Genomic DNA, 19,404 nt, shown 5'->3' with positions numbered 1-19,404 from the left:
CTGCCTCTGGAAGGACCTCGCCCGGTGCTCTCTCGTGCCCGCCGATTGACTGTTACAGGCATGACCATCGTCGCGCTCGGCGCCCTTGGCGCCTACGCCACCGCCTCAGCGGACAGCCTCGCCACCCCGAGGGCTGATGAGCCCCAGATGCCGTCAGCAGTAGAGGATTTCGCCTACCCGAATGCCGACCAGATCCTCGCAAGCCAAGGCATCAAGCTGGTTCGCGGCGACGGCAAGATCACCCTTGCCGACTGTGACAACAATCTGAAGCAGATCCGCGTCTACAGCTATGCGGAGGGCAACAGAAAGCCCATCTACTGCTTCACCGCCAACTCGAATACTGGTCAACTTTCCCTTGAGCTTGCGCGCGTCTTCGCCATCGACTCGGGGAGCCGCGCTCTGAGCGCCGACCTCACGGCCGAAGGCGTGACCAAAACCGTCAGTGTCGCTAAGGACAGCTACGCGAGCGTCGGTGAGGGCGTGATCGGCGGTGCTCGCAGTGTTCTGGTCGAGATCCGTGTCACCGGATAACGGCCTGGAATCCGACGGATCTGCTTGCAGACTCGCCCACTCGCATCATCCCGAAGAAAGACACATTCATTGACTCCCGTCCGGCGCACCACACGGGTAGCACACGACCCGGTCCAGATGTGCACAGCCGCGCGGTCAACGTACTGCGGCCCCGGCTGAATCTCAGGCTCAGCCTGGCCCGATCGCCCGTCGTCGAACTCCCCGTCACCGGCTGATCGGTCACCAACTCCGGTCCAGGCGGGTCGTCAACAACGACCGCGGCCACGTAGGCCACACACGGACTCTCCTGAAAGACGTTTCTTGATGCCTTCCCATCGTTCCCGTCACCCGCGGGTCGCGGGTTCCGCCGCGATCGCCGCAGCCACCGCGATCCTGCTCACCGCAACCCCCGCCTCGTCCTTGTCCGGCTCACCGGTGACCGACGGAAGTCGCGCCTTCACCGCGAACATCGTCTTCGGTGATCACCTCAAAGGCTGTTCGGGTGTCCTGGTCGACAAGAGCTACGTGCTTACGGCGGCCAACTGCGTGTCGGCCACCAGTGGCCGGCCCGCCAGCGGCAAGCTCCAGGACAAGACCACCGTCACCGTCGGCCGTGCGGATCTGAATGCGGGCACCGCCGGCGCCGTCGTCGAAGCCACCGACGTGGTCGTCCACCCTGAGCGCAACGTCGCCCTGCTCAAGCTGAGCACGCCGGTCGCCAATGTCGCCCCGGCGCTGCTGTCCAGTCAGGCGCCCGCCGCCGGGCAGGCCCTGTACAGCACCGGTTTCGGGCGTACCGCGAGCAACTGGGTTCCGGGTGTGCTCAACACCGGGCAGTTCAACGTCACCGCCACCACCGCCGACGCGGTCGTCGACCTCGAGCCCGCCGGTGATTCGGCGCTGTGCCAGGGCGATGCGGGCGGGCCGCTCACGCGGGACAACGCGGGCCGGCACGAGGTGGTCGCGCTGACTACCGGCTCCTGGCTCGGCTCCTGCCTCGGCGGCCCCGCAGGTGAGACCCGCAGGGGGGCCCGCGCAGTACGCGTCGACGACCTCGGGCAGTGGCTCAAGGACAACGTCACCGTGCCGGGTCCCGACACCGCCAACCTGACCGACCAGCGGGCGCTTGCGGACTTCAACGGGGACGGTAAGGCCGACCTGGCCGCCGTCGACAAGAACGGCACCCTCCAGGTCTACCGGGGCCGGGCCGAGGGCACCTTCGAGCCGACCCCGACGGCCGTCGGAACCCCGGGTGTGTGGAAGACGGTGCAGCGGATCTTCGCCGGCGACTTCAACGGCGACGGGAAGCGCGACATCGCCGCCGTCTGGGAGAGCGACCGTATCCTGCTGCACGCCGGCAAGGGCGACGGCACCTTCAACACCACGGTCACCCTCAGCCCCCAGAACGCCACCTGGGCCCAGCTCAAGCACCTCACCCGCTACAAGCTCGACCCCGCCAGCCCGAAGGACGGGGTCCTCGCGACCCGCCCCAACGGCGATCTGTACGCGTACAAGGTGGGTACGAATGGTCAGCTCGACTTCAACGGCGGCAAGAAGATCTGGCCCGACACCTCCTTCAACAGCGTCATCATCCTCGGCACCGGTGACTTCAACGGCGACGGCCGTGACGACGTCGTCGGCGTCTGGGAGAACGGCGCCCTGGTCCGCTGGACCGGCAACGCCGCCGGGACCCTGGACTCCGGCGGTCTGGCTGCGGCCGGCACCTGGACCGACCTGAAGATCGTCACCGGTGACGTCGACGGCGACGGCAAGATCGACATCGTCAGCTGGAAGGGCAACAAGATGTCCTTCCACCGCGGCAGGGGCAACGGCACCTTCGAGGGCGTAGGCGTCCAGCTCTGACTCACTGACCCGCCGTCGCACGTGGTCGGGACACTCCCGGTCGTGCGGCGGTGGGCCGAGCGACGGGACCGCCGTCCTGTTCGCACACCCCCCACCCGATTCCGGCCGCTCCGGCTGACGCCGACGGCGGAATCCGGTCATGCGATCCCCCGGATGGGAGGCGCCTCCCTGGCGCCTCCCATCCGGGGTTCTTCAACACGATCAAGGACTGAAGTGATCTCCAACCTGATGCGGCGCGCCAGGGGCGCGCTCGCGGTGACCATCGCCGCCGGTGCCCTGCTCGCGGCCACGGCTCCCGCCCAGGCCGCGCCCGTCCCGACGCTCACCGCAGCCGGCGCGATCGTGATCGACGGCACCAACGGGGCCACGCTCATGGCCAAGGACGCCGACACCAAGCGCCCGATGGCGAGTACCACGAAGATCATGACCGCCGTGGTTGTGACCTCCCTGCCTGGTCTCGATCTCGACCGGAAGGTCACCGTCAAGCAGGAGTACCTGGACTATGTCTACGTCCAGGGGGCGAGCTCGGCCCAGCTCAAGGCGGGTGCGACTCCGACGGTACGTCAGCTGCTGTATGGGATGATGCTGCCGTCTGGCTGCGACGCCGCGTACGCCCTCGCGGACACCTTCGGCACAGGCACGACCATGGCGGCCCGTACGGCGGACTTCATCGCGAAGATGAACGCCAAGGCCAAGGAACTCGGCATGGCCAACACCGTCTTCGACTCCTTCGACGGCATCTCGTCAACCGGCAACAACCTCTCCAGCCCGCGCGACCTCGCGACGCTCACCCGGCAAGCGATGACCAGTCCCCTGTTCCAGAACCTGGTGAAGACCACCACGTACAGCACCGGCGGCACCGCCGCCGTCGCCGCCTGGAGCAACACCAACCTCCTGATCCAGCCGCGACCGACCGGCTACGGATACCCGGGCGCGCTCGGCGTCAAGACCGGCACCACCACCGCCTCCGGCAAGTGCCTCGTCTTCTCCGTCACCCGCAACGGCAAGACCATCATCGGTGTCCTGCTGAACGACGAGGAACGCTACATGGACTCCATGGCCCTCTCAGACTGGGCCCTCGGCCCGGCCGCCGGCTCCAAGACCGCCCTCCAGCGCAGCAACACCGCCCCGATCCCCGACGTCCTCGACTGACCCCGACTCAAAGCGGGTACCACCGCGTCCGCCTGAGGCCTTGCTACCGACGCCGTCCTGCGTCGGCAGCAAGGCACTCCAGGGAATCGCCGCCCAAAGCTTTCCCTGTCAACAGCCATACGAGGCCCTCTCGGATTTCCTCACAACCGCCTGCAGTCTCTCGCTTTCGTGTCAGTACGCGACCAGCACATCCGGCGAGGTGCCCACCGACCTGATGGGCGGCCGGAGCTAGGCCGCCAACTGCACGGGGTCCACTCCGGAGCCGGATTTCCCGCTGCTGCGGCTCGCGGAGGACATCGTCTTCCCCATCACCGAACTCCTGGCGAAAGGGATCCGCACCCGTACTCCTTTGCCCTGGAGGTCCGACACTGCGGCTGGCTCGAATGGCTCCTCGTGGCCCTCCACGACGACCGGTCCGTTTGAAGTAGAGGCAGTGTTTACGTGCCTATGAGTGGGGACCGGCGGCCAAGCCCGCGGCGCTGGATACTGCGATCACGGTCCCTCTGGTGCCTGTCTTCTGGGCGGACCTGTGTAGGCGGGGCACGGGTCCCATGGCTGGGTTGCGTTCCTGTCCCTTATGTCTGCCGTGAGGTCGTCGCCGTGGTTGGCGTGGGTGCGGCTGAGCATCACCGATTAGAGGGACTGCTCAGCTACAACCTTGGACGGCCTCGTCGGTGGCGCTAGCGTCGGGCGTGTGGCAATTTCAGACCAAGGAACGACCTCGCCCCCCATTTCCGATCTCGGATCCTTGAAGGCGGATTGGAGCCGCCGGCACGCCCACGCCACCGCAGAGGCACTCCACTACGAGACTCTCCTGGAGTCCGCTCGCGAGATCGAGGAGATCGCCGAGCTGTGGCAAGGGCTCGCCGCCTCGCCTGTCTCACACCCCGCTATCCGGGCGTCACGACAGGAAGCCCCGACGGACGCCGCCCCCGGCGAGACCGCCGTCGAGCTGGACACGGAGAAGGTCTTGCTCCTGATGGCCCAGGAGCCCCACCGCCTCTGGCGAGCCAAGGACATCCAGGCAGCATTCGCACACCCGTCGCTGACGGAGGTGCGGTGCTCTCTCAAGGCACTGGTCGTGGCCGGTCGCCTTGAGGCTGTTCGTCGCAAGGCTCGCCACCTGCTCTTCCGTATCGCAGTCACCCCCAGCGCGGAGTAACCAGGCGCTGACCAGCGGGGCGGGAAGAGATCTTGGTCCATCTGGGAACTGACTCCCCCGCACTCTCGTGAGCCCGCAGCTCAGCGCATTCTGTCGGTTGACCAACCCGTACGGCCCAGGGTGCTCCTCGCAGGCACAGCACCAGGCGCCGGTCCGGCCCAGCGCCGCCGAGGTCGCGTACGAACACCCGGGCCCGGGACAAGCCCGTGGAGATCTGCGCGAGGCCCTCCAATTCCGGCCATGTGCAGGGCAGCAGGACGTCCTCCAGCACGGCATGCGGGGCTGGCCGCCAGGAACCCGCCCGCAGGGTCCGGCCCTCACGACGCACTCGTACGCCGATCACCGGCCAAGGGCCGCCGGCCAGCGCCGGATGCGCGATCTCCTCTCCCACCACCCGCTCCTCGCTCCCGTTTGCCCCGGTCATCGCAGTATCACCGCCGCGCCCCGCACCGCACCGAGGTTCACCAACCCCGGCCCATAACGGCGGGGGGCCGGCCGGAGCGGGACCGCCAGCCCGGCCGCCACCGGGCGGCGGTCAGGCCGGGCGCGGCGGCATCCGTTTTTGGGGCTCAGGGAGGGCGTACTGGGCGCGGGCGGTGCCGGTGAAGGGCTTGGCCAGGCCGCGCGGGAAGAGGCTGTTCACCCCGTCGTCGGGCTCGAAGGTGGCCCACACCACGAGACGAGGTGCTGCAGCGGTGCGCAGGCGGTGGTGGCGGTCCGCCTCCTCGATATCCACCAGGGGCCCGATCTTCGTCCACTGCGTGCTGCGGGAGACCGGCGGCCCCTCCTCACTCCAGGCGGTCCAGTACACGTACGGGAGCGGAAGGAGCCCGCGCAGCCGGCGCAGGCCCTCGGCGTACTGCGGCCGAGCTCATGCCCAGGTACGAGAGCTCTCCCTGTAGCGGGTCAGCTCCGGCGCGCCCCCGGCCTCGAACCGCCAATGCAAGTACGCCGCCTGGGTCTGCATCAGCCGCCGCGGCACCCGCAGCGCACTCTCCATCGTCCCAAGCCAGCTATTGCAGCTCCCGCACACCACCCCGCGCACCCGGCCCGTGACCGCGTCGTGGTCGACGGCCTCCGGAGGACGGCGCTGGCACAGATCGCAGTCCGGGTGCTGCTGGCGCAGCCGGGCCCCGCTCAGCGTTCGACATCCGCGCCTACACCAGATCCGCATCACGCCTCGCCCGCCACCGTGCGGCCGGGACCACCGGCACCGGAACCGCCCGCGCGCCGTGCCGGCGGACTCAGCACCCCGACGTCCGCCACCCACCGGCCACCTCCAGCAGGCACGCCGTCCCCGCCGACCCGGGAACCGGGCTCAGGTCGGGCGGGCGGGACAAGGTCGGCCTCCCGCCCGGCTCCGGAGCCAGGTCGGGGGCTCGGGGCGGGGGCGGCCGGCGGCTGCGGCTACGGAACGGGAGGCACGCCCGCGACACCGCGCCCCCGGCCCCGCACAAGACCGGCCACCCGGGCTCACACCCTCATCGCCACCTCCCCCAGCACGGTACGAGCCAGGCACCACCCGGAACAGGGCGCGCCCCGGCTGGCTACGCGCCCCTTGCCCACAGCCAGCCACACCCTGGAGTCCAGCCCTCTGCACTCCGACAAGGGCGCCACGCGAGCCCCGCCGGCAGCCCCTGCTCCGCGAGCGCGGCCGGGGGCCGGCCGGCAACCGGGCGGTGGCCCCGTTCTTCGGTCAGGGCTCGGCCCGCTGCGGGGCGGGGAAGGCGGCCGGTCGGCCAGCTCCGGTGCGCGGCGCAGCAGGTGGCGGCGGACACACCGGGTCCGGGCTGGCCAGTACAACCACCGCAGCGCGCACGGGAAACCGGCCCGCTGCGGCCTGCGGGCGGGCGGGAGACCTCCCGGCGGGCTGGGACAGCCCTCTCTCGTTTCCTGTATCTGACCTGGGAAATCACTGCGCTGCCGAAGCCCACGTCGGCCAGTGCCGGCGCGAACGGAAGCTCGCGCCGGGGCCCTCGCCCTGCCACGATCAGAGCTCCACCGGGCCCGCTGGCCCACCCCAACTCCCCTACGGAGGCGTCGCAATGACCACTCCCCCGCCCGCCCCCGAGGCCGCCGCGCCGCCCGCGGCCGCCGGCCCGAACTCGCCGGCAGCCCGCGGGCGCCTGGGCGCGGCCGAGGCGGCCATCGTCATCTCCGTCATCACCGCGGTGACCGTCCTCGCCGTTCTGGAGCGGCCTGTCCCCGCCCTCCTGACCACCCTCGCCGCCAGCACCCTCCTGGTGCTGCTGCCCGGCCGCGCCGGCGGCCGGCTGCTCGCCGTCCTCCACGCGCTCACCAGTACCCGCCCGTGAACCGCGCATCCGACCGCACCACCCGCTCCCGCCCCGGTGCCGAACCGGCCGAACTCGCCACCCTCCGCGGCTGGCTGCGCGCGGCGAAGGGGAACCTGACCTTCTACAGCCTCGCCCGGCGCGCCCGGGGCGACGGCCGGCCCGAGTACAAGGTCTCCGAGTACACCCTGCGCCAGGCCCTCGATGGCCGGCTCTCCACCCTGCCCACCACCCTGGCCTTCGCCCGCGGCGCCGGCGCCGACCAGAAGAAGGCCGAGCGGCTCTGGGCGGCCGCCGACCGCGCCGTCAACCCGCCACCACGCCGGCCCGCCCCGTACGTCCCCGGCGCCTTCACCACCCCGGCCGGACTCGTCCGCGCCATGAACCGCGTGCGCGCCACCGCTCCCCACACCAGCCTGCGGGCCCTCGCCGACCGAGCCGGGCCCGGGCTCTCCCGCAGCACCCTGCACCGACTCCTGTCCGGCGCCCCGATGCCCACCGCCGGCCAGCTCGCCGCGTTCGCCGCCGCCTGCGAGGCCGGCGAGGCGGCCACCGCCGCGCTCCTGGCCGGCCACCGCCGGATACTCGACGGCCCGCCCCGGCCGTTCCGCTACGGCTGCGCGGAGGCCGAGTGGGCCGCCGAGCGCCGGTACCGCGACGAAGCCGCGCGGCCCTGGCTCGCCGAGCCCGAACGCGACTGGTACGAGCAGCAGCTGCACGACGAGCGGGAAGCCGACTACCAGCGCCAGATCGACGAAGCCGAGGCCCTCCTCGACGAGCTCGAGGCCGACCCCCATCCGGCTGGCGCCGCACCCAGCCCGGCCGGCCGCGATCTGCGCGCCGAACTCGCGGCGATCGCACGGGCTCAACCCATCTACGACGCGTGGATCGGTCGGGCCCGGAGCACATGAGCCCGCCCGGCCCGGGCCAGCCGTGAACCCCGGGCGGGCCCTGCGGGATGGCCGGCGGCTGCCGAGCAGCAGGGCGTGGGTACCAGTGGCCCACTGCCAGCGGCGTCGTGACCGGGAGGGGGTGAGGCGTAGGTACGAGATCGACGTCGGCGAAGTCGGACCGAGCCTTCGCAGCACGACCGCTTTCCTCGTCAACCTGGAGACCGAACACACCTCGCGGCAGGCCATTCACGAAACCCTGGCCACCCTGGACGCCGTGCCCGTCCGCCACATCATCACCGCCGGAACCTCCGACGAACGTACCCGCTACGCCAAGAACATCCGCCCCGTCCGCCTCCCCGACACCTGCACCGGCTGCACGTTCAACAACCCGCGCGACTGCCAGGAGGGCTACTACGGAGTCCGCATGTACCGGGCCCAGAACGGACCCTTCATGATCGGCATCTGCATCCGCCGTATGGACCTCTGCGTCTCCGTGGGCGAGTTCGTCATGAGCCGGCGCGCCCGCGAGGTCCAGGCCTTCTGCGACGACGAGACCGCACGACTCACCGCTCTCCACCCCCAGCAGGTCACGCCGTTGCCCCGCTGAACACCGACGCTGCTCGCCCATCACCTTCGTCTGCCGTTCCACCGTGGGCACGTGCGGGTCCACCCCGGACGGCGGCGCGACCTGGCTGTGGCCGACGCGCGGCGGTAGCCATCAAGGCGCTCTCCCGGGTCCGCAGCGGCCCGTCAGCGGCGCTGCCTGGTGCCGCCGCCGCTGCCGTTGAGCGGGATCAGGCTCTCCAGGTGAGCGCCCTTGACCCAGGAGCCCAGCAGGTCGCGGTGCAGGGCCACGATGTCCTGGCGCAGCGCCAGGCCCAGCGCGCCTTTCGTGAACGCGCGGCAGGTGGTGACGAACAGGGCAACGTCCGCTCCGTGCTCGAGGCGGGCGGTGCCGACGAACTTCTGCATGTCCTGCGAGGACACGCTTCGATGCACCGCGTACTTCTTGCACTGGATGACCAGCTTGCGGCCGTCGGCCAGGTAGCCGACGACATCCGCGCCCAGGTCGCCGCTCTTGCCGCTGACGACGACCCCTCTGCAGCCGTCCCGCCGGCACAGCTCCGCGACGTAGACCTCGAACTCTTGCCACGTCAGGGCGTCGACCTGGGCCATGGACAACTCGCGCGCACGAGCCTCCTCCTGTGCCCGCCACGCGAGGTCCTGGCCTACCGCCCGGTGGTGCGCCCGCAGCAGCGCCCAGCTGGCCCCGCCCAGCACTGCCGTGGTGAGTACGGCCACCAGGACCGGCCACACACGCGACCAGTTACCGGCGATCCACAAGACAGCGATCACCACCGCCGCCGCACCCCAGACCTGCAACCGCTTGCGGGTCCGCTTCTTCAAGCGCCGACGCAGTCGACGTGCTGCCATCACTTCCCCGTTCCGCAGGTCCGTGGTCCGCAGTGCCCGCCGGCGGGCGCTGCCCGACCTATGCGGGTACGCTGGCTCATTGGCCGGCCTGCGTGACGCCGCTCGCCAGCTGCCCCAGGAAGCTGGCGATGCTCTGGCCGAGGGCGGTGGGAGCCAGGATGATGCCCAGTGCCAGGACGATGACCACGGTCATCTTCTCGTCGAAGCGGCTGCGGGATTCGGTCCGCCGACGCAGCCGCAAGAAGACGATGACTGCCAGGAGCACCGCCACATTGATCGAGAGCAAAGCGTCCCGTCCCCCCGTCTGACACGTCAGGGGCAGCCAACGACAGCCCCCAAGCTCTTGTGTAGCGGGAGGCCAGCGGCACTGTGAGGAGATCACCGGGGATTGGCGGTAACGCGCTGCACTGGCCGGATTCGGCAAGACCAGGTGTTCGGGGGACGCCAGTACTGCCAGCTTCGTCGGCGACGACGGCGGACTCGAAGAACACCTGGCAGGACAGCTCCCGGTTTCCGGCGTGTCTCCGGACTCGCCTGCTGTGGCCTCAGGAGCACAGCACGTGGATGAGCGTCGCCAGGGCGGTGTTGTCGAGTGCGGTGCGGTGGGCGAGTTTGTTCCGGGATGCCCACAGGGTGCGTAGTCTGTCGGCCTCTCGTCGGGTGAGCCGAACGTGGCCTTGCACGTACGCATGCCACATCGCACCGAGTTCCATCCCGGCCCGTCGGCCGTAGAGGTCGGCGAGCTCGGTTGCGGAGATGCGTGACTGGGTGCCGATGACCTCGGTGAACTGCTCGCGGGCCTCGTCGAGCAGGGGCAGCAGCGCGTGGTTCTGCGCGAGCCAGATGCGGGTGCGCACGCTGTGTTCCTGTCCGGCTCCGCCGTCCGGGCGTCGGCGTAGCCGTCCGTCCCACCGCTCGAGCGTGCCCCGGTTCCATTCGGGACGCAGGGAGGCGTTCGGATGGAGCAGAGCGGCGGGTGGCTCCCTCTTTGGTGGAATCGGCAGGGGAGGCCGGTCGGCCGAGGCCCCGGCCGTGAGCTGCTGCAACTGGGCGGGAAGGCTGTCCGGGAGCCCATCCCATTCGACCGCTAGCCGGGCTGCCAGGTCGAGGAAGGGTCCGCAGACTTCGACCACAGTGGCCTGGGCCACCGCTTCGAGGAGCTGGTGCTGGGCGGCCGGGCCGGATGGGTGGGGCCGGGCCATGGCGACCACCGTGGCGGTGTCGAGTCGGCCGAGGGCACCCCACCACCAGTGCACGCCGACGTCCTCGCGTGCAATCTGCTCGGGCAGTTCCGCGGGCATGTCCACAGGTGTGGCCAGTACCAGCAGCCGCGGGCGCTGGCCCGGAGGCAGTCCGGACGCCTTGACTGTGGCGGACAGCCGTCGCAGCAGGTCGGTCCCGGCGGTCGGGACGGGCTCCTGCCAGCCGCGCACCACGATTACCCGGCTCGCACCGGAGCTGCTCTCGGGGCTGGTCAGGCGATCGAGTAGTCCCTCGATCCCGGTGCGTCCGCGGTCGTCGTAGGCCCAGTCCCCGATTTCCTTGACGATCCGGTCGGCCAGCGTGTGGAAGCCGGTTTCCTCCCGCCGTGCGGCGGGTGCCGAGGCTGAGCGGGCCTGCGGAATCTCCGCACGGCTTTTTCGCATGGAGGAGAATGCGGACAGGCCGTCGTCGTAATCCAGGATCGGGTCCATGCTGTCCCACGGCTGCGGGGGCACGGGGAGCGTGGTGGCCGGTATGAAGCCGCCGGGTGCTGTGTCGTCGCTGGGTGCGGGGACGAGGACGAAGTCCGCCAGTTCGTGCAGCAGCTCGTCCAGCAGAGCTTCGACAGCGACGGGTGCACCGGTCAGCTGGGCGTGTGGGAACAGGCAGAGACAGCTCTTTCCCGACCGCAGGTCGCCCAGTAGCCGGCGCATCCACAATCGCACCCCCGGCAACGTGGTCACCGAGTTCTCCGACAGCGCCCACGACACCGCGGTCACGCCGGGTCCGACAGGACCTGGAGCGCCCGGAAGGTGATCCGGTCCAGGGAGCAGCCTTCTGCTCCGTCATCTAGCACACCGTGGTCGATCAGTCGCTCCACGAGCGATCCCACGTCCTGGAGCTGCAGCCCGGTGACCGACGCGATGTCGGCGTAGGCGCACCCCTCCCCCGGCTCCACGTACCGGCTCCACTCGGTCAGCACCTCGATGAGAGGGGTGTCGAGCCCCACCCGCTGCAGGTGGACACGCGCGAAGTCGCGCAGACTGATGAAGTCCCGGGCGTCCTCCAGGGCCGCTTCGAGAGTGGAGCCCTCCCGGGTGATGCGGTGCACGGTCCGCTCCAGCAGGTGGGGCCAGCCACCGGTGAGTTCGATGACCCGCCGCCGCTTGTCCGGGGTGTCGAACGGGCACTCCGGCCAGGCGCGGAGGCTGTCCGCGGTCCACCGTTCGGGACGCACGACACAGGTGATCAGCTCGTCCTTCTGCCCGAGCTCACCCGGCTCCACCAGCAGGACAGCCGCCTGATGGGCCCCCTCCGGCTGGGAGGTCTGCGCGTGCAGGGCCTTCACCCACCCGGCAACTTCGGCGGACCCACGGCCCCTGAGATCGGCCAGGATCAGGAAGGGGCGGCCGTCCGCGTCCCGCGCCAGAGTCTGCGGCGCGGCGCCGGGGGCCGCCTCCCTGAAGTCCAGTCCGCGCGCGGTGGAGTACGACTTCACAGCGCGCGTCACGAGCGCCGGCCCGTGGGCTGCGGTCAGGCACACCGCGGCCACCCCGGGCGCCGTCACCAGGTGCAGCTGGTGCTCCGTGAGCGGACTGTAGCGGGCAATGCCCTCGCGGTCCGGGGTGACGAAGCGTCTCGAGAAGCGCGGGTTGTAGTCGTAGGGAAGGTCGAATTCGGTCTGGCGCAGCTCGAGCTCGAGGTCCTCCCGGGTGCCCAGCATGCTGACGACGTTCGGGCTGCGGACGGCGTACAGCCGCGCGTCGGCCAGCTGTATGAGCAGGCCCAGGCCGACCATCTCGTCCAGGTAGATCCTCACGTCGCTCGCGGTGAGCGAGCTGAACCCCTCCCGCCAGCGTGCCTTCGCCGCCCTCAGAAGCTCGTCGGCGTCGTAGCCGTGCCGGTACCGGTCCTCCTGGCTGCGCAGCGCGATCACCAGAGCGAGGACCCGGTAGCGGTCCTCGAGGTTGATGGTGATCCGCAGCCGCTCGGCGATGTGGCGGTGGACCTGTGCGGATCCGGTCACGGACCGCACGTCGTCGTCGGTCACCGTGATCGGCCACTGTGCTGAGGTGAGCGACTTTGCCCGCAGGGCGGCGACGAGCTGCTCGCAGAAGATCTGCACGAGACAGGCCTGGTAGTTGGTCGCGGCGAGCACCCGCCAGACCAGCTCGGGCCGCTCAAAGCGGTACCCGAAGGCAGCCATCGGTTCGACGACCAGGCGCTGGGCCTCGGCCGGCTTCAGTGTGCTGATCAGGACGTCCGGGCCGCCGTGCGTCAGGGGCACGTTGGACAGGTGGCTGAAGCGCTGGACCTGGTGCAGCCCTGCGAAGACGATCTTGAAGCGGCGGTCGGTGCGGTCCATGAGGCCCTTGAGCCGGAGCACGTTGGAGAACGTGGCCTCCCCGCCCCGCCCGCGCACGGCCTTGGAGTCGGCGGTCAGGAAGGCATCCGCCTCGTCGGCGAGCACCAGCACCCGCCTGTCAGGGCTCTCCCCCAGCCACTTCTCCACTGCGGCGAGCAGCACGTCCGGGGTGTGGGCGCAGTCCACCGACTCGCCCAGTACGCCCACACGCTTCAGCTCGTCCTCCAGCACCGCCCAGATGTGCTCGGCCGGCTCGGCCTCACCCACCCCACGCGCCTTGAGGTCGACGTAGATGGCCTTGTGGCCGAGGGTGCCCGGAAAGGACGCCTGTACCTTGCGCAGGAGGGCGGACTTGCCCAACTGGCGGCCGCCGTACAAGAACAGCGCGCCGAGCGGGTCGGTGACCGCGGCGATCTCCTCCTGCCGGCCGTAGAAGACCTCCGGCGGGACGAGCCCGGCCACGAAGGGCGTGTACGGGTTGTACGCCGTCCAGGGCAGGGTGACCCGCTGGGTGGCCCGGAAGGAGCGTGGGGACCGCGCCGCCACCCAGCCGAACACAGCCGGGTCCACCACCAGCGCCTGCTTGGGGGCGATGCGTGCGCGGGCGGCCATCTCCCGGCGGCCGTTGAGGCCCAGCGGATACAGGTAGAGGATCAGGCAGGCCCCGGAGTCGCTGCCGTCCAGCAACTCCAGCGGACTGCGGCCGCGCTGTTCGTCGGAGACGACGAGGATCGTGTATGAAGACGCGGCCGACCCCAGGGCCGCCACGTAGCCGGGAGCCGTCTCGCTCGCCCGCGCCCGGGCGGTGAGCCGCAGCACGCCGCGCACCTCTCGCTGCTGGTCCCGAACGGGCGTTTGCAGGCATTCCAGGCCCAGCACGCGCAGGACCGACGGGATGTGCCGCTGCCACTCCGAGCCCCTGGTGCCGGGCCGGCACAAGGCGTCCCACGAGTCCAGCCCGCTGCGAGCGCCCTCCGTCAGGGGCTCTCCGTCCAGATAGGACTCGGCCCACGGCCGGGCCGAGTAGCCCTGGGGTCCGGCCTTGCGCGCCACCGGCAGCTCGATGCCGGTGGTGAAGAGCTTCAGCTCCGCCCCCGAATCCGCGGTGCTCCAGTCGGGGAGCGGCTTGCCCTCACGCAGCAGCGCCAGACACTCTTCGGCGGTGACCGTGTCCCCCGCGTCGAGCAGCGAAGTCAGACGGTGCAACTCCTCGGGTGAGGGGTTCAGCGCGGCCAGGGTCTCGCGCAGGTCCTCCACGTACTCCTGCACCTTCGCCCGCATCTCGCCCTCCAGGACGGCGATGCTGGCACAGGCCCGGCCGAATGCGCCCTCCGGCACCGGCCGACGCAACTCCTCAAGACGGCCGACGAGCTCTCGCTCCGTCTGCATGTCGAGCTGCTGGGTGCGCAGTTCGGCGAGGAGAGTACTCGCGGTGGCGTGGGCACTGCGGTGAACGGCACCCCAGCGTGCCCACTCGGGGTCGCGGATCTGCCGCCAGTCGCTTGGCACGGCGTCCAGGCCTGCCGGGAGGGCGGGGACGAGGTCCTGTTCCAGCGCCGCAACCAGGGCGTCGGCCAGGTGCAGGTCTCCCCGCTCGAGATACCTGCGCAGCACCGCGCGTGCATCGACCGGCTCCAAAAGGCCGACCACCGCTTCCCCGAAGCCCTCCTCGCCCGGCCGGGGTGCTCCTTCGGCAGACCGGGGAAGCTCCGGCGCGGCGAGCAGGGCCTCCGCCCGGGGCGGCTCGCCTGCGCGCACAGCGTCCGGGTCACTGGCCGGGACGGCGGCACTGGACGACCGGTCGCCCTCCAGCAGCCACGTGCGGAGCCGCACCAGCGCGGCCCCTTCAATGCCCGGTGGAGGCGTTTCGTGACGTACCTGGTCCAGGGCGTGGCGGAGCCCGGTGGTGGCGTCTGCCGCCCGTTCATCGACGGCCGGGGCGGCCAGCGCCCGCGCGTGGGACAACAGGTCGGAGACCTGCTCGATGCTGCGCAGCAGGGCCCGCTTGGCAGCGGCTTCGATCGGTTCCTTTGCCTGCTTCGGCGTGCGGATCTCGGCGTCGGCCTCCTCAATCATGCGCTCCGCGGAGCCGCGCTTGCGGAAGAGGTCCCAGATCTCGTCGAGGTCGGCAGCCTCGGCGGCGCCGGCCGCCCAGGCGCTGATTCCGTCCAGAGCCTTGCCGAGGGGCTGGTCCGAGTCGATCAGACGGGTTCTGACCTGGGTCGCACGGGTGTAGCCGATGCGCTGGCGCCGCAACGCGTCCCGCAGCTCGGCCGCCTCGGCGGAGAGCTGGTCCGCGGTGAGCATGTTGTCGGTGGTCAGGCGGGCCGCACTGAGGTCGACCCGGTGATAGCGGCGCAGAGCGTCAACGGCGCGCTCGAGCAGCTTGCCCCAGTTCCCGGGCACCGTGGAGGAGAGGTCCGTCTGGATCAGGAGGTCGTTGGGCCACCCGGCCAGCAGACCGGCGCGCAGCGACGCCACGGCGGCGAGCACCAGGGCCGGCCGGTCGGCCTGGAGCAGTTGGATCTCCGGGTCGAAGCCGGTCATGACGGCTACGGCCTCTCCCTCGTCACCGCAGGTGAAGGCGGCCTCGGCGAAGGCGAGGCAGTCGGCACGGTGCGCCGGCTCCGCCGAGCCGACGGTCGTCCAGTAGGCCTCCTGGAACCGCCCCTGGCCGATCAGCCGGGCCACCGCCGACTCGCCGCTGGCAGGCGCCGCCAACGGCTTCCAGGGCAAGAAGTACGGCCGCGGCTGCGGCTGCGGAACAGGGCCGAGGTCCGGGTCCGCCGTGTCTGCCGGGGTGCCGGAGGCGCCGATCCCGCTCCGCAGCGCTGGCAGCTCCCGCACCTCGGGCGCAAGCGGCCTGGTACTGGTCGGCCGGCCCGGCTCGGGAAGGGCCCGCGCTTCGAGCACCGGATCGGTGTCCAGCTCCTGCCCATGAGCAGAAGGCATCGCCGCCGCCCGCGATGCGGGCGTGGAGGCGGCAGCCGGCTCTTCCGCCAGGGGCCGTGCCGCGGCAGGCTCCGGCTTCGGGTCCGCTTCGGTCTCCGGCTGCGGGTCCACTTCCGAGGGGCCGGTCAGCACGGCAACCGGGGTCACCTCCACGGCGGCTGGCCCCGGGCCGACGTCAGGGGTGCGGTTGCCCGCCGACGCGAGGTCCGGCTCGGGCTCCCCCAACGCCTCGGATCCCTCGTCGCCATCAACAGCGAGCTCGGCAGAGTCGGGCGCGACATCCTCCGACGAAACCACGGCGGCGGCCGATGCCGCCGCAAGCTCACCGATGCGCGCCTCCAACACGGCCAGCGACTGCTGGAGCGGTATGCGGTGCGGCGCGTCGGGGGCGATCCTCTCCAGCAGGACGCGAACCCCCTCGCGATCATCACCCAGCCTGCGCAACTCCTCGGCGCGCGCCGCCGCGTCCCGCAGTGCCAGCACGATTTCGTCGAGTTCGGCGAATCCCGCTTCTCCGCCCCACTCCCGGCCATCGGCGGCGAGCTCGCAGCCGATCCGGGACCGCAACTGCCGCCACTCCTCCAGCCGAGAAGCCAGCAGGTCCGGAGCAGCCTGCCCTGCCCGGATCCGGCCGAGCGCTTCCTCCAGCACGAGGACCAAAGTCGCCGAATGCTCGCCCAGCACGTGCCGCGACGCGAGCAACTGCTCCTCGGTGATCCCCACGGTCAACGGGCTGCCCTCTTTTCCTCGTACGGCATCCGTCTCGATGGATGCCTCGCCAGCCTTGTATCCGTCCCCGACTTTGCCGCTTGTATGGCAAGGTCCGTCACCCTGCTCGCACCGGCCCGCCGGCCCGGTGGTCGAGGCCACCGACCACAGGTCGTCCCAGCACTCCGCCGCGGAGCCCCTCCTCCGGCGTGTGCATGACTGGATGTTGTCAGAAGCAGGCTCAGCCACATGCGGTTTCCGAAATCTTCCTTCGGAAGGTGACCGCCAGCGCGAGCTCCGGATGCCAGCCGAAGGCTTCGGTTGGTGAACGCACCAGGGCCCATCGGCAGGACAGCAGATAGCTGGCGCCTGTTTTGGACGGCCTGTTGTGGCCCCACCCCCGCCGACTTCGACTGCTCCTTCCCCGCCCTCCTCGCACGCACCCTCTCCGACCTCACCCCCGAGGAACGCCACCTGCTGCGCAGCATCGCCCTGCTGGACGCCTTCGACCTCGACCTCGCCACCCAGACCGCCGGCCTCACCCACCAAGCCCCCGCCCGCCGCCTGACCGAACGCCCCCTGATCAGCGAAAACCCCTACGCGCTGTGGCCCTACCACCGGCACCGCGCGATCCGCACCGCCGTACAAGACGATCAGCACAGCGACGATCGCTGGACCACTGCTGACTGGCACCAGGCCGCTACCCGCGCCCTGGCCGCCCTCGGCGACCAGTGGACGAAGGCCGCCGCCCTCGCCCCCAGCCGCATGCTCCTGGTGGCCTGCCTGCGCCAGGGCCTGCGCCTGGCCCGCGACCACCACCTGACCGGCCTGGGCTGGCTCATCGAGGCCGCCTACGTCTACACCGACGACTCCGTCTGGGAACCCCTCGCCCTCCCCGCCCCGCCGGATCCGGCACCGGACAGCCCCGCCGACGCCGTCGCCGAGCTCCTCACCGCGATCACCCGCCGCCAACGCGAACACCGCCAGCTCACCGCCGACCGCCTCACCACCGTCCTGGACACCGGACTACTGCCCGCCGAGCTGACCGAGATGGCCCTCTACTACCGGGCCAAGGCCCACAAGGACCTCAGCCAGAACGCCAACGCGCGGAGGGGCATGCAGCAGGTCGCCGACGCCGACGGCCGCCTCGCGCCCAAGGCCCGCCGAGCGCTGGCCAACCTGGCCCGCCTCGCCGGCGACTTCCCCACCGCTCTGGACGCCGTCCCCACCCTGGGCTGGAAAGGCCGCCACCACCGCGTCCTCGGCGACATCCACTGGTCCCAAGGCGACACCGCCGCCGCCATCGCCGCCTTCGAAGCCGGCCGCGCCGAAGCCGAGGCCCACGCCGCCGCCGGCGAACGCGCCATGATGCAGGTCCGCCTCGCCCTCGCCGTCTCCTTCACCGACCCCACCCGAGCCGACGACGAGCTCGCCCTAGCCCACCAGCTCCTCGAGGGCCTCGACCAGCGCTCCAACACCCTCCTCGCCCAGGTCGTCGCCCTGATCAAGGACGCCGGAACCGGCGACGTCACCGCCCGAGCCCACAATCTGCGGACCGACATCGAGACGGCGGGGCTGCCGTTCCTCCACCGGTTCGTGGAGCTCGCCCTCGCCTTTCACCACGCCGTCCGCGGCGAGGACCAGGACGTGGCCGCCGCCATCAGCCGGCTGCGGACGCTCACCGCCACCGGCGACTTCGCCTACTTCACCGACATCGCCCACTTCATGGCCGGCCTCCCCCTTCCGGAGCCCTCGACCACCCGCTGGACCAAGAGCGAAACCGACGTCCGCTCTGCATGGCGCTGCCTGGTCCAGGCCCGGCAGGCACACCTCCGAGCCGGAAACTGACGCCGGACACACCACAGCCCCGACCGGAACCCGCAGGTCGGGGCTGTCGCCATGTACGGGCCGGGCACCGGGCCCGGAAAGATCAGCTGGCGTCCGGCCGCTGGCCGACGAGCTGGGTAAGGAGCTCTACGATCTGGGCCTGGTTTCGGTCGATCTTCTGTTCCAGGCCGCTGACCGTGCTCACCAGGTTGTCGACCTTCTGGTCCAGGTTGCCGATCTGGAGGCGTACCGCGGTGAGGTCGGACTTGATGATCCCGAACTCGCGGTCGTGCTTCTCTGCGACCTCTTCGAAACGCCGGGTCAGGGCAGCGAGCTCGCTGTGTGCAATGGGGTCCTCGGACACGCGGATACTCCTGCCAGATCACAAAACCGCAGATAGGAAGCTCCACAATATCGTGCTGTCACCGCCATCCGAGTGAGGTTCCTTCCCGCAGGGCAGCTTCCGGCGTAGCCGGACCGTTGGTGTGGTGTGACCAGCTGCACGTGCGACTTCGGCTTCATCAGCGGGCCGGCCGCGAGGGCCGCGGGCGTTCTTCACCTCATGCAGGCCCGGGCCAGCGGCAAGAAGCGCGGAGGTGAGGACGGGACCATCAGGGATGTGCTGGCCGTCCTTTCCTGCCGGCTGCAGGGCAGCGGGCCGGTCCTGTTCGAGTTCGCTCGGTGGTCGGAGCAGCTCGATGTCACCGTCGTGCGCCTGCGGGAGGTGGTGGCGTGGCTCGCTGAGCACGAATTTCTGGCGCTGGAAGGAGACGTGGACGGTGTCGCCCGCGTGTGGGTGAACCCTTCGGTGGCCTTCTCCCCAGGTGCAGACCTCAGGGCCGTTGCCGCCCGCCACCGCTTCCCCTACATCATGGCGGCGGACCTGGGCGCGGCCGCCGAGCGGCCCGTGATCGTCCACCCGTACGACGCCGACGCGTGGGATGAGGTCTACCAGGGAACCCTGCACATGGCCGAGGACCCGTTCTGCTTCTCCTCCGAGGGATGCGCACTTCACGACCGGTAGTAGCCCACGCCTCGTAT

General features: G+C 70.7%; 15 protein-coding genes and 1 pseudogene. 9 read left to right on the top strand and 7 right to left on the bottom strand.

The annotated features are described in order from the left end of the window. Nucleotides 1–60: 60 nt before the first annotated feature. The 4 genes from AB0469_RS26430 to AB0469_RS26415 all read left to right on the top strand — a co-directional run bounded on the left by AB0469_RS26430 (nt 61) and on the right by AB0469_RS26415 (nt 4,687). Nucleotides 61–531: a hypothetical protein gene (locus AB0469_RS26430; RefSeq protein ID WP_366453932.1), complete on the top strand. Its 471-nt coding sequence runs from the start codon at nt 61–63 to the stop codon at nt 529–531. Nucleotides 532–834: 303 nt separating this feature from the next. Beyond that, nucleotides 835–2,373, top strand: a complete 1,539-nt coding sequence (locus AB0469_RS26425; RefSeq protein ID WP_366453931.1) for an FG-GAP-like repeat-containing protein — start codon at nt 835–837, stop codon at nt 2,371–2,373. A gap of 213 nt (nt 2,374–2,586) precedes the next feature. Further along, the gene (locus AB0469_RS26420) at nt 2,587–3,525 is read left to right on the top strand and encodes a serine hydrolase (protein ID WP_366453930.1); all 939 of its coding nucleotides are present in this window, start codon (nt 2,587–2,589) and stop codon (nt 3,523–3,525) included. Between the two features lie 694 nt (nt 3,526–4,219). Continuing rightward, on the top strand, nt 4,220–4,687 hold the full coding sequence (locus AB0469_RS26415) for a hypothetical protein (protein WP_366453929.1): 468 nt from the start codon (nt 4,220–4,222) through the stop codon (nt 4,685–4,687). Nucleotides 4,688–5,222: 535 nt separating this feature from the next. On the opposite strand, the gene AB0469_RS26410 is transcribed toward AB0469_RS26415, so the two are convergent. After that, nucleotides 5,223–5,498 (bottom strand): hypothetical protein, encoded by a 276-nt coding sequence (locus AB0469_RS26410; RefSeq protein ID WP_366453928.1) that lies wholly within the window; start codon nt 5,496–5,498, stop codon nt 5,223–5,225. Nucleotides 5,499–5,558: 60 nt separating this feature from the next. Next, nucleotides 5,559–5,861, bottom strand: a complete 303-nt coding sequence (locus AB0469_RS26405) for an endonuclease domain-containing protein (protein WP_366453927.1) — start codon at nt 5,859–5,861, stop codon at nt 5,559–5,561. Between the two features lie 871 nt (nt 5,862–6,732). Here AB0469_RS26405 and AB0469_RS26400 point away from each other — a divergent pair. From AB0469_RS26400 to AB0469_RS26390, 3 genes and pseudogenes are all read left to right on the top strand, one after another. After that, nucleotides 6,733–7,002 carry a hypothetical protein gene (locus tag AB0469_RS26400; protein WP_366453926.1) on the top strand — a complete coding sequence of 90 codons (270 nt, stop codon included), beginning with the start codon at nt 6,733–6,735 and terminating at the stop codon, nt 7,000–7,002. Further along, a complete protein-coding gene (locus AB0469_RS26395; protein WP_366453925.1) occupies nt 6,999–7,892 on the top strand; it encodes a helix-turn-helix domain-containing protein in 894 nt (297 codons plus the stop codon). Before AB0469_RS26400 ends, AB0469_RS26395 begins: the two co-directional genes overlap by 4 nt. Nucleotides 7,893–8,079: 187 nt before the next feature. Then, nucleotides 8,080–8,481, top strand: a pseudogene (locus AB0469_RS26390) (radical SAM protein); the annotation flags it as partial. Nucleotides 8,482–8,624: 143 nt separating this feature from the next. Here the strand turns inward: AB0469_RS26390 and AB0469_RS26385 are convergent. The 4 genes from AB0469_RS26385 to AB0469_RS26370 all read right to left on the bottom strand — a co-directional run bounded on the left by AB0469_RS26385 (nt 8,625) and on the right by AB0469_RS26370 (nt 16,698). Continuing rightward, nucleotides 8,625–9,308: a restriction endonuclease gene (locus AB0469_RS26385; RefSeq protein ID WP_366453924.1), complete on the bottom strand. Its 684-nt coding sequence runs from the start codon at nt 9,306–9,308 to the stop codon at nt 8,625–8,627. Nucleotides 9,309–9,384: 76 nt separating this feature from the next. Then, nucleotides 9,385–9,594 (bottom strand): hypothetical protein, encoded by a 210-nt coding sequence (locus tag AB0469_RS26380; RefSeq protein ID WP_366453923.1) that lies wholly within the window; start codon nt 9,592–9,594, stop codon nt 9,385–9,387. 259 nt (nt 9,595–9,853) lie between these two features. Beyond that, a complete protein-coding gene (locus AB0469_RS26375; protein ID WP_366453922.1) occupies nt 9,854–11,290 on the bottom strand; it encodes a hypothetical protein in 1,437 nt (478 codons plus the stop codon). Beyond that, a complete protein-coding gene (locus AB0469_RS26370) occupies nt 11,287–16,698 on the bottom strand; it encodes a hypothetical protein (protein ID WP_366453921.1) in 5,412 nt (1,803 codons plus the stop codon). The genes AB0469_RS26375 and AB0469_RS26370 overlap by 4 nt, the downstream gene beginning before the upstream one ends. 162 nt (nt 16,699–16,860) lie before the next feature. Between AB0469_RS26370 and AB0469_RS26365 the strand changes: the two genes are divergently transcribed. Next, nucleotides 16,861–18,384: a hypothetical protein gene (locus tag AB0469_RS26365; protein WP_366453920.1), complete on the top strand. Its 1,524-nt coding sequence runs from the start codon at nt 16,861–16,863 to the stop codon at nt 18,382–18,384. An 82-nt stretch (nt 18,385–18,466) separates the two neighbouring features. On the opposite strand, the gene AB0469_RS26360 is transcribed toward AB0469_RS26365, so the two are convergent. Continuing rightward, the gene (locus tag AB0469_RS26360) at nt 18,467–18,727 is read right to left on the bottom strand and encodes a hypothetical protein (RefSeq protein WP_042814511.1); all 261 of its coding nucleotides are present in this window, start codon (nt 18,725–18,727) and stop codon (nt 18,467–18,469) included. 126 nt (nt 18,728–18,853) lie between these two features. Here AB0469_RS26360 and AB0469_RS26355 point away from each other — a divergent pair, with 126 nt between their 5' ends. Continuing rightward, on the top strand, nt 18,854–19,387 hold the full coding sequence (locus AB0469_RS26355; protein WP_366453919.1) for a hypothetical protein: 534 nt from the start codon (nt 18,854–18,856) through the stop codon (nt 19,385–19,387). The last annotated feature ends 17 nt before the right edge of the window (nt 19,388–19,404 follow it).

The organism is Streptomyces sp. NPDC093801, assembly GCF_040701585.1.
Lineage (GTDB): Bacteria > Actinomycetota > Actinomycetes > Streptomycetales > Streptomycetaceae > Streptomyces.
The sequence above is the reverse complement of the archived record's forward strand: the minus strand, read 5'-3'. Positions and strand labels throughout refer to the sequence as shown.

What these genes read in the sequence shown, in the direction of transcription:
- AB0469_RS26430 (WP_366453932.1), top strand. Translation starts at nt 61, where the DNA reads ATGACCATCGTCGCGCTCGGCGCCCTTGGCGCCTACGCCACCGCCTCA.
- AB0469_RS26425 (WP_366453931.1), top strand. Translation starts at nt 835, where the DNA reads ATGCCTTCCCATCGTTCCCGTCACCCGCGGGTCGCGGGTTCCGCCGCG.
- AB0469_RS26405 (WP_366453927.1), bottom strand. Translation starts at nt 5,861, where the DNA reads ATGCGGATCTGGTGTAGGCGCGGATGTCGAACGCTGAGCGGGGCCCGG.
- AB0469_RS26400 (WP_366453926.1), top strand. Translation starts at nt 6,733, where the DNA reads ATGACCACTCCCCCGCCCGCCCCCGAGGCCGCCGCGCCGCCCGCGGCC.
- AB0469_RS26385 (WP_366453924.1), bottom strand. Translation starts at nt 9,308, where the DNA reads ATGGCAGCACGTCGACTGCGTCGGCGCTTGAAGAAGCGGACCCGCAAG.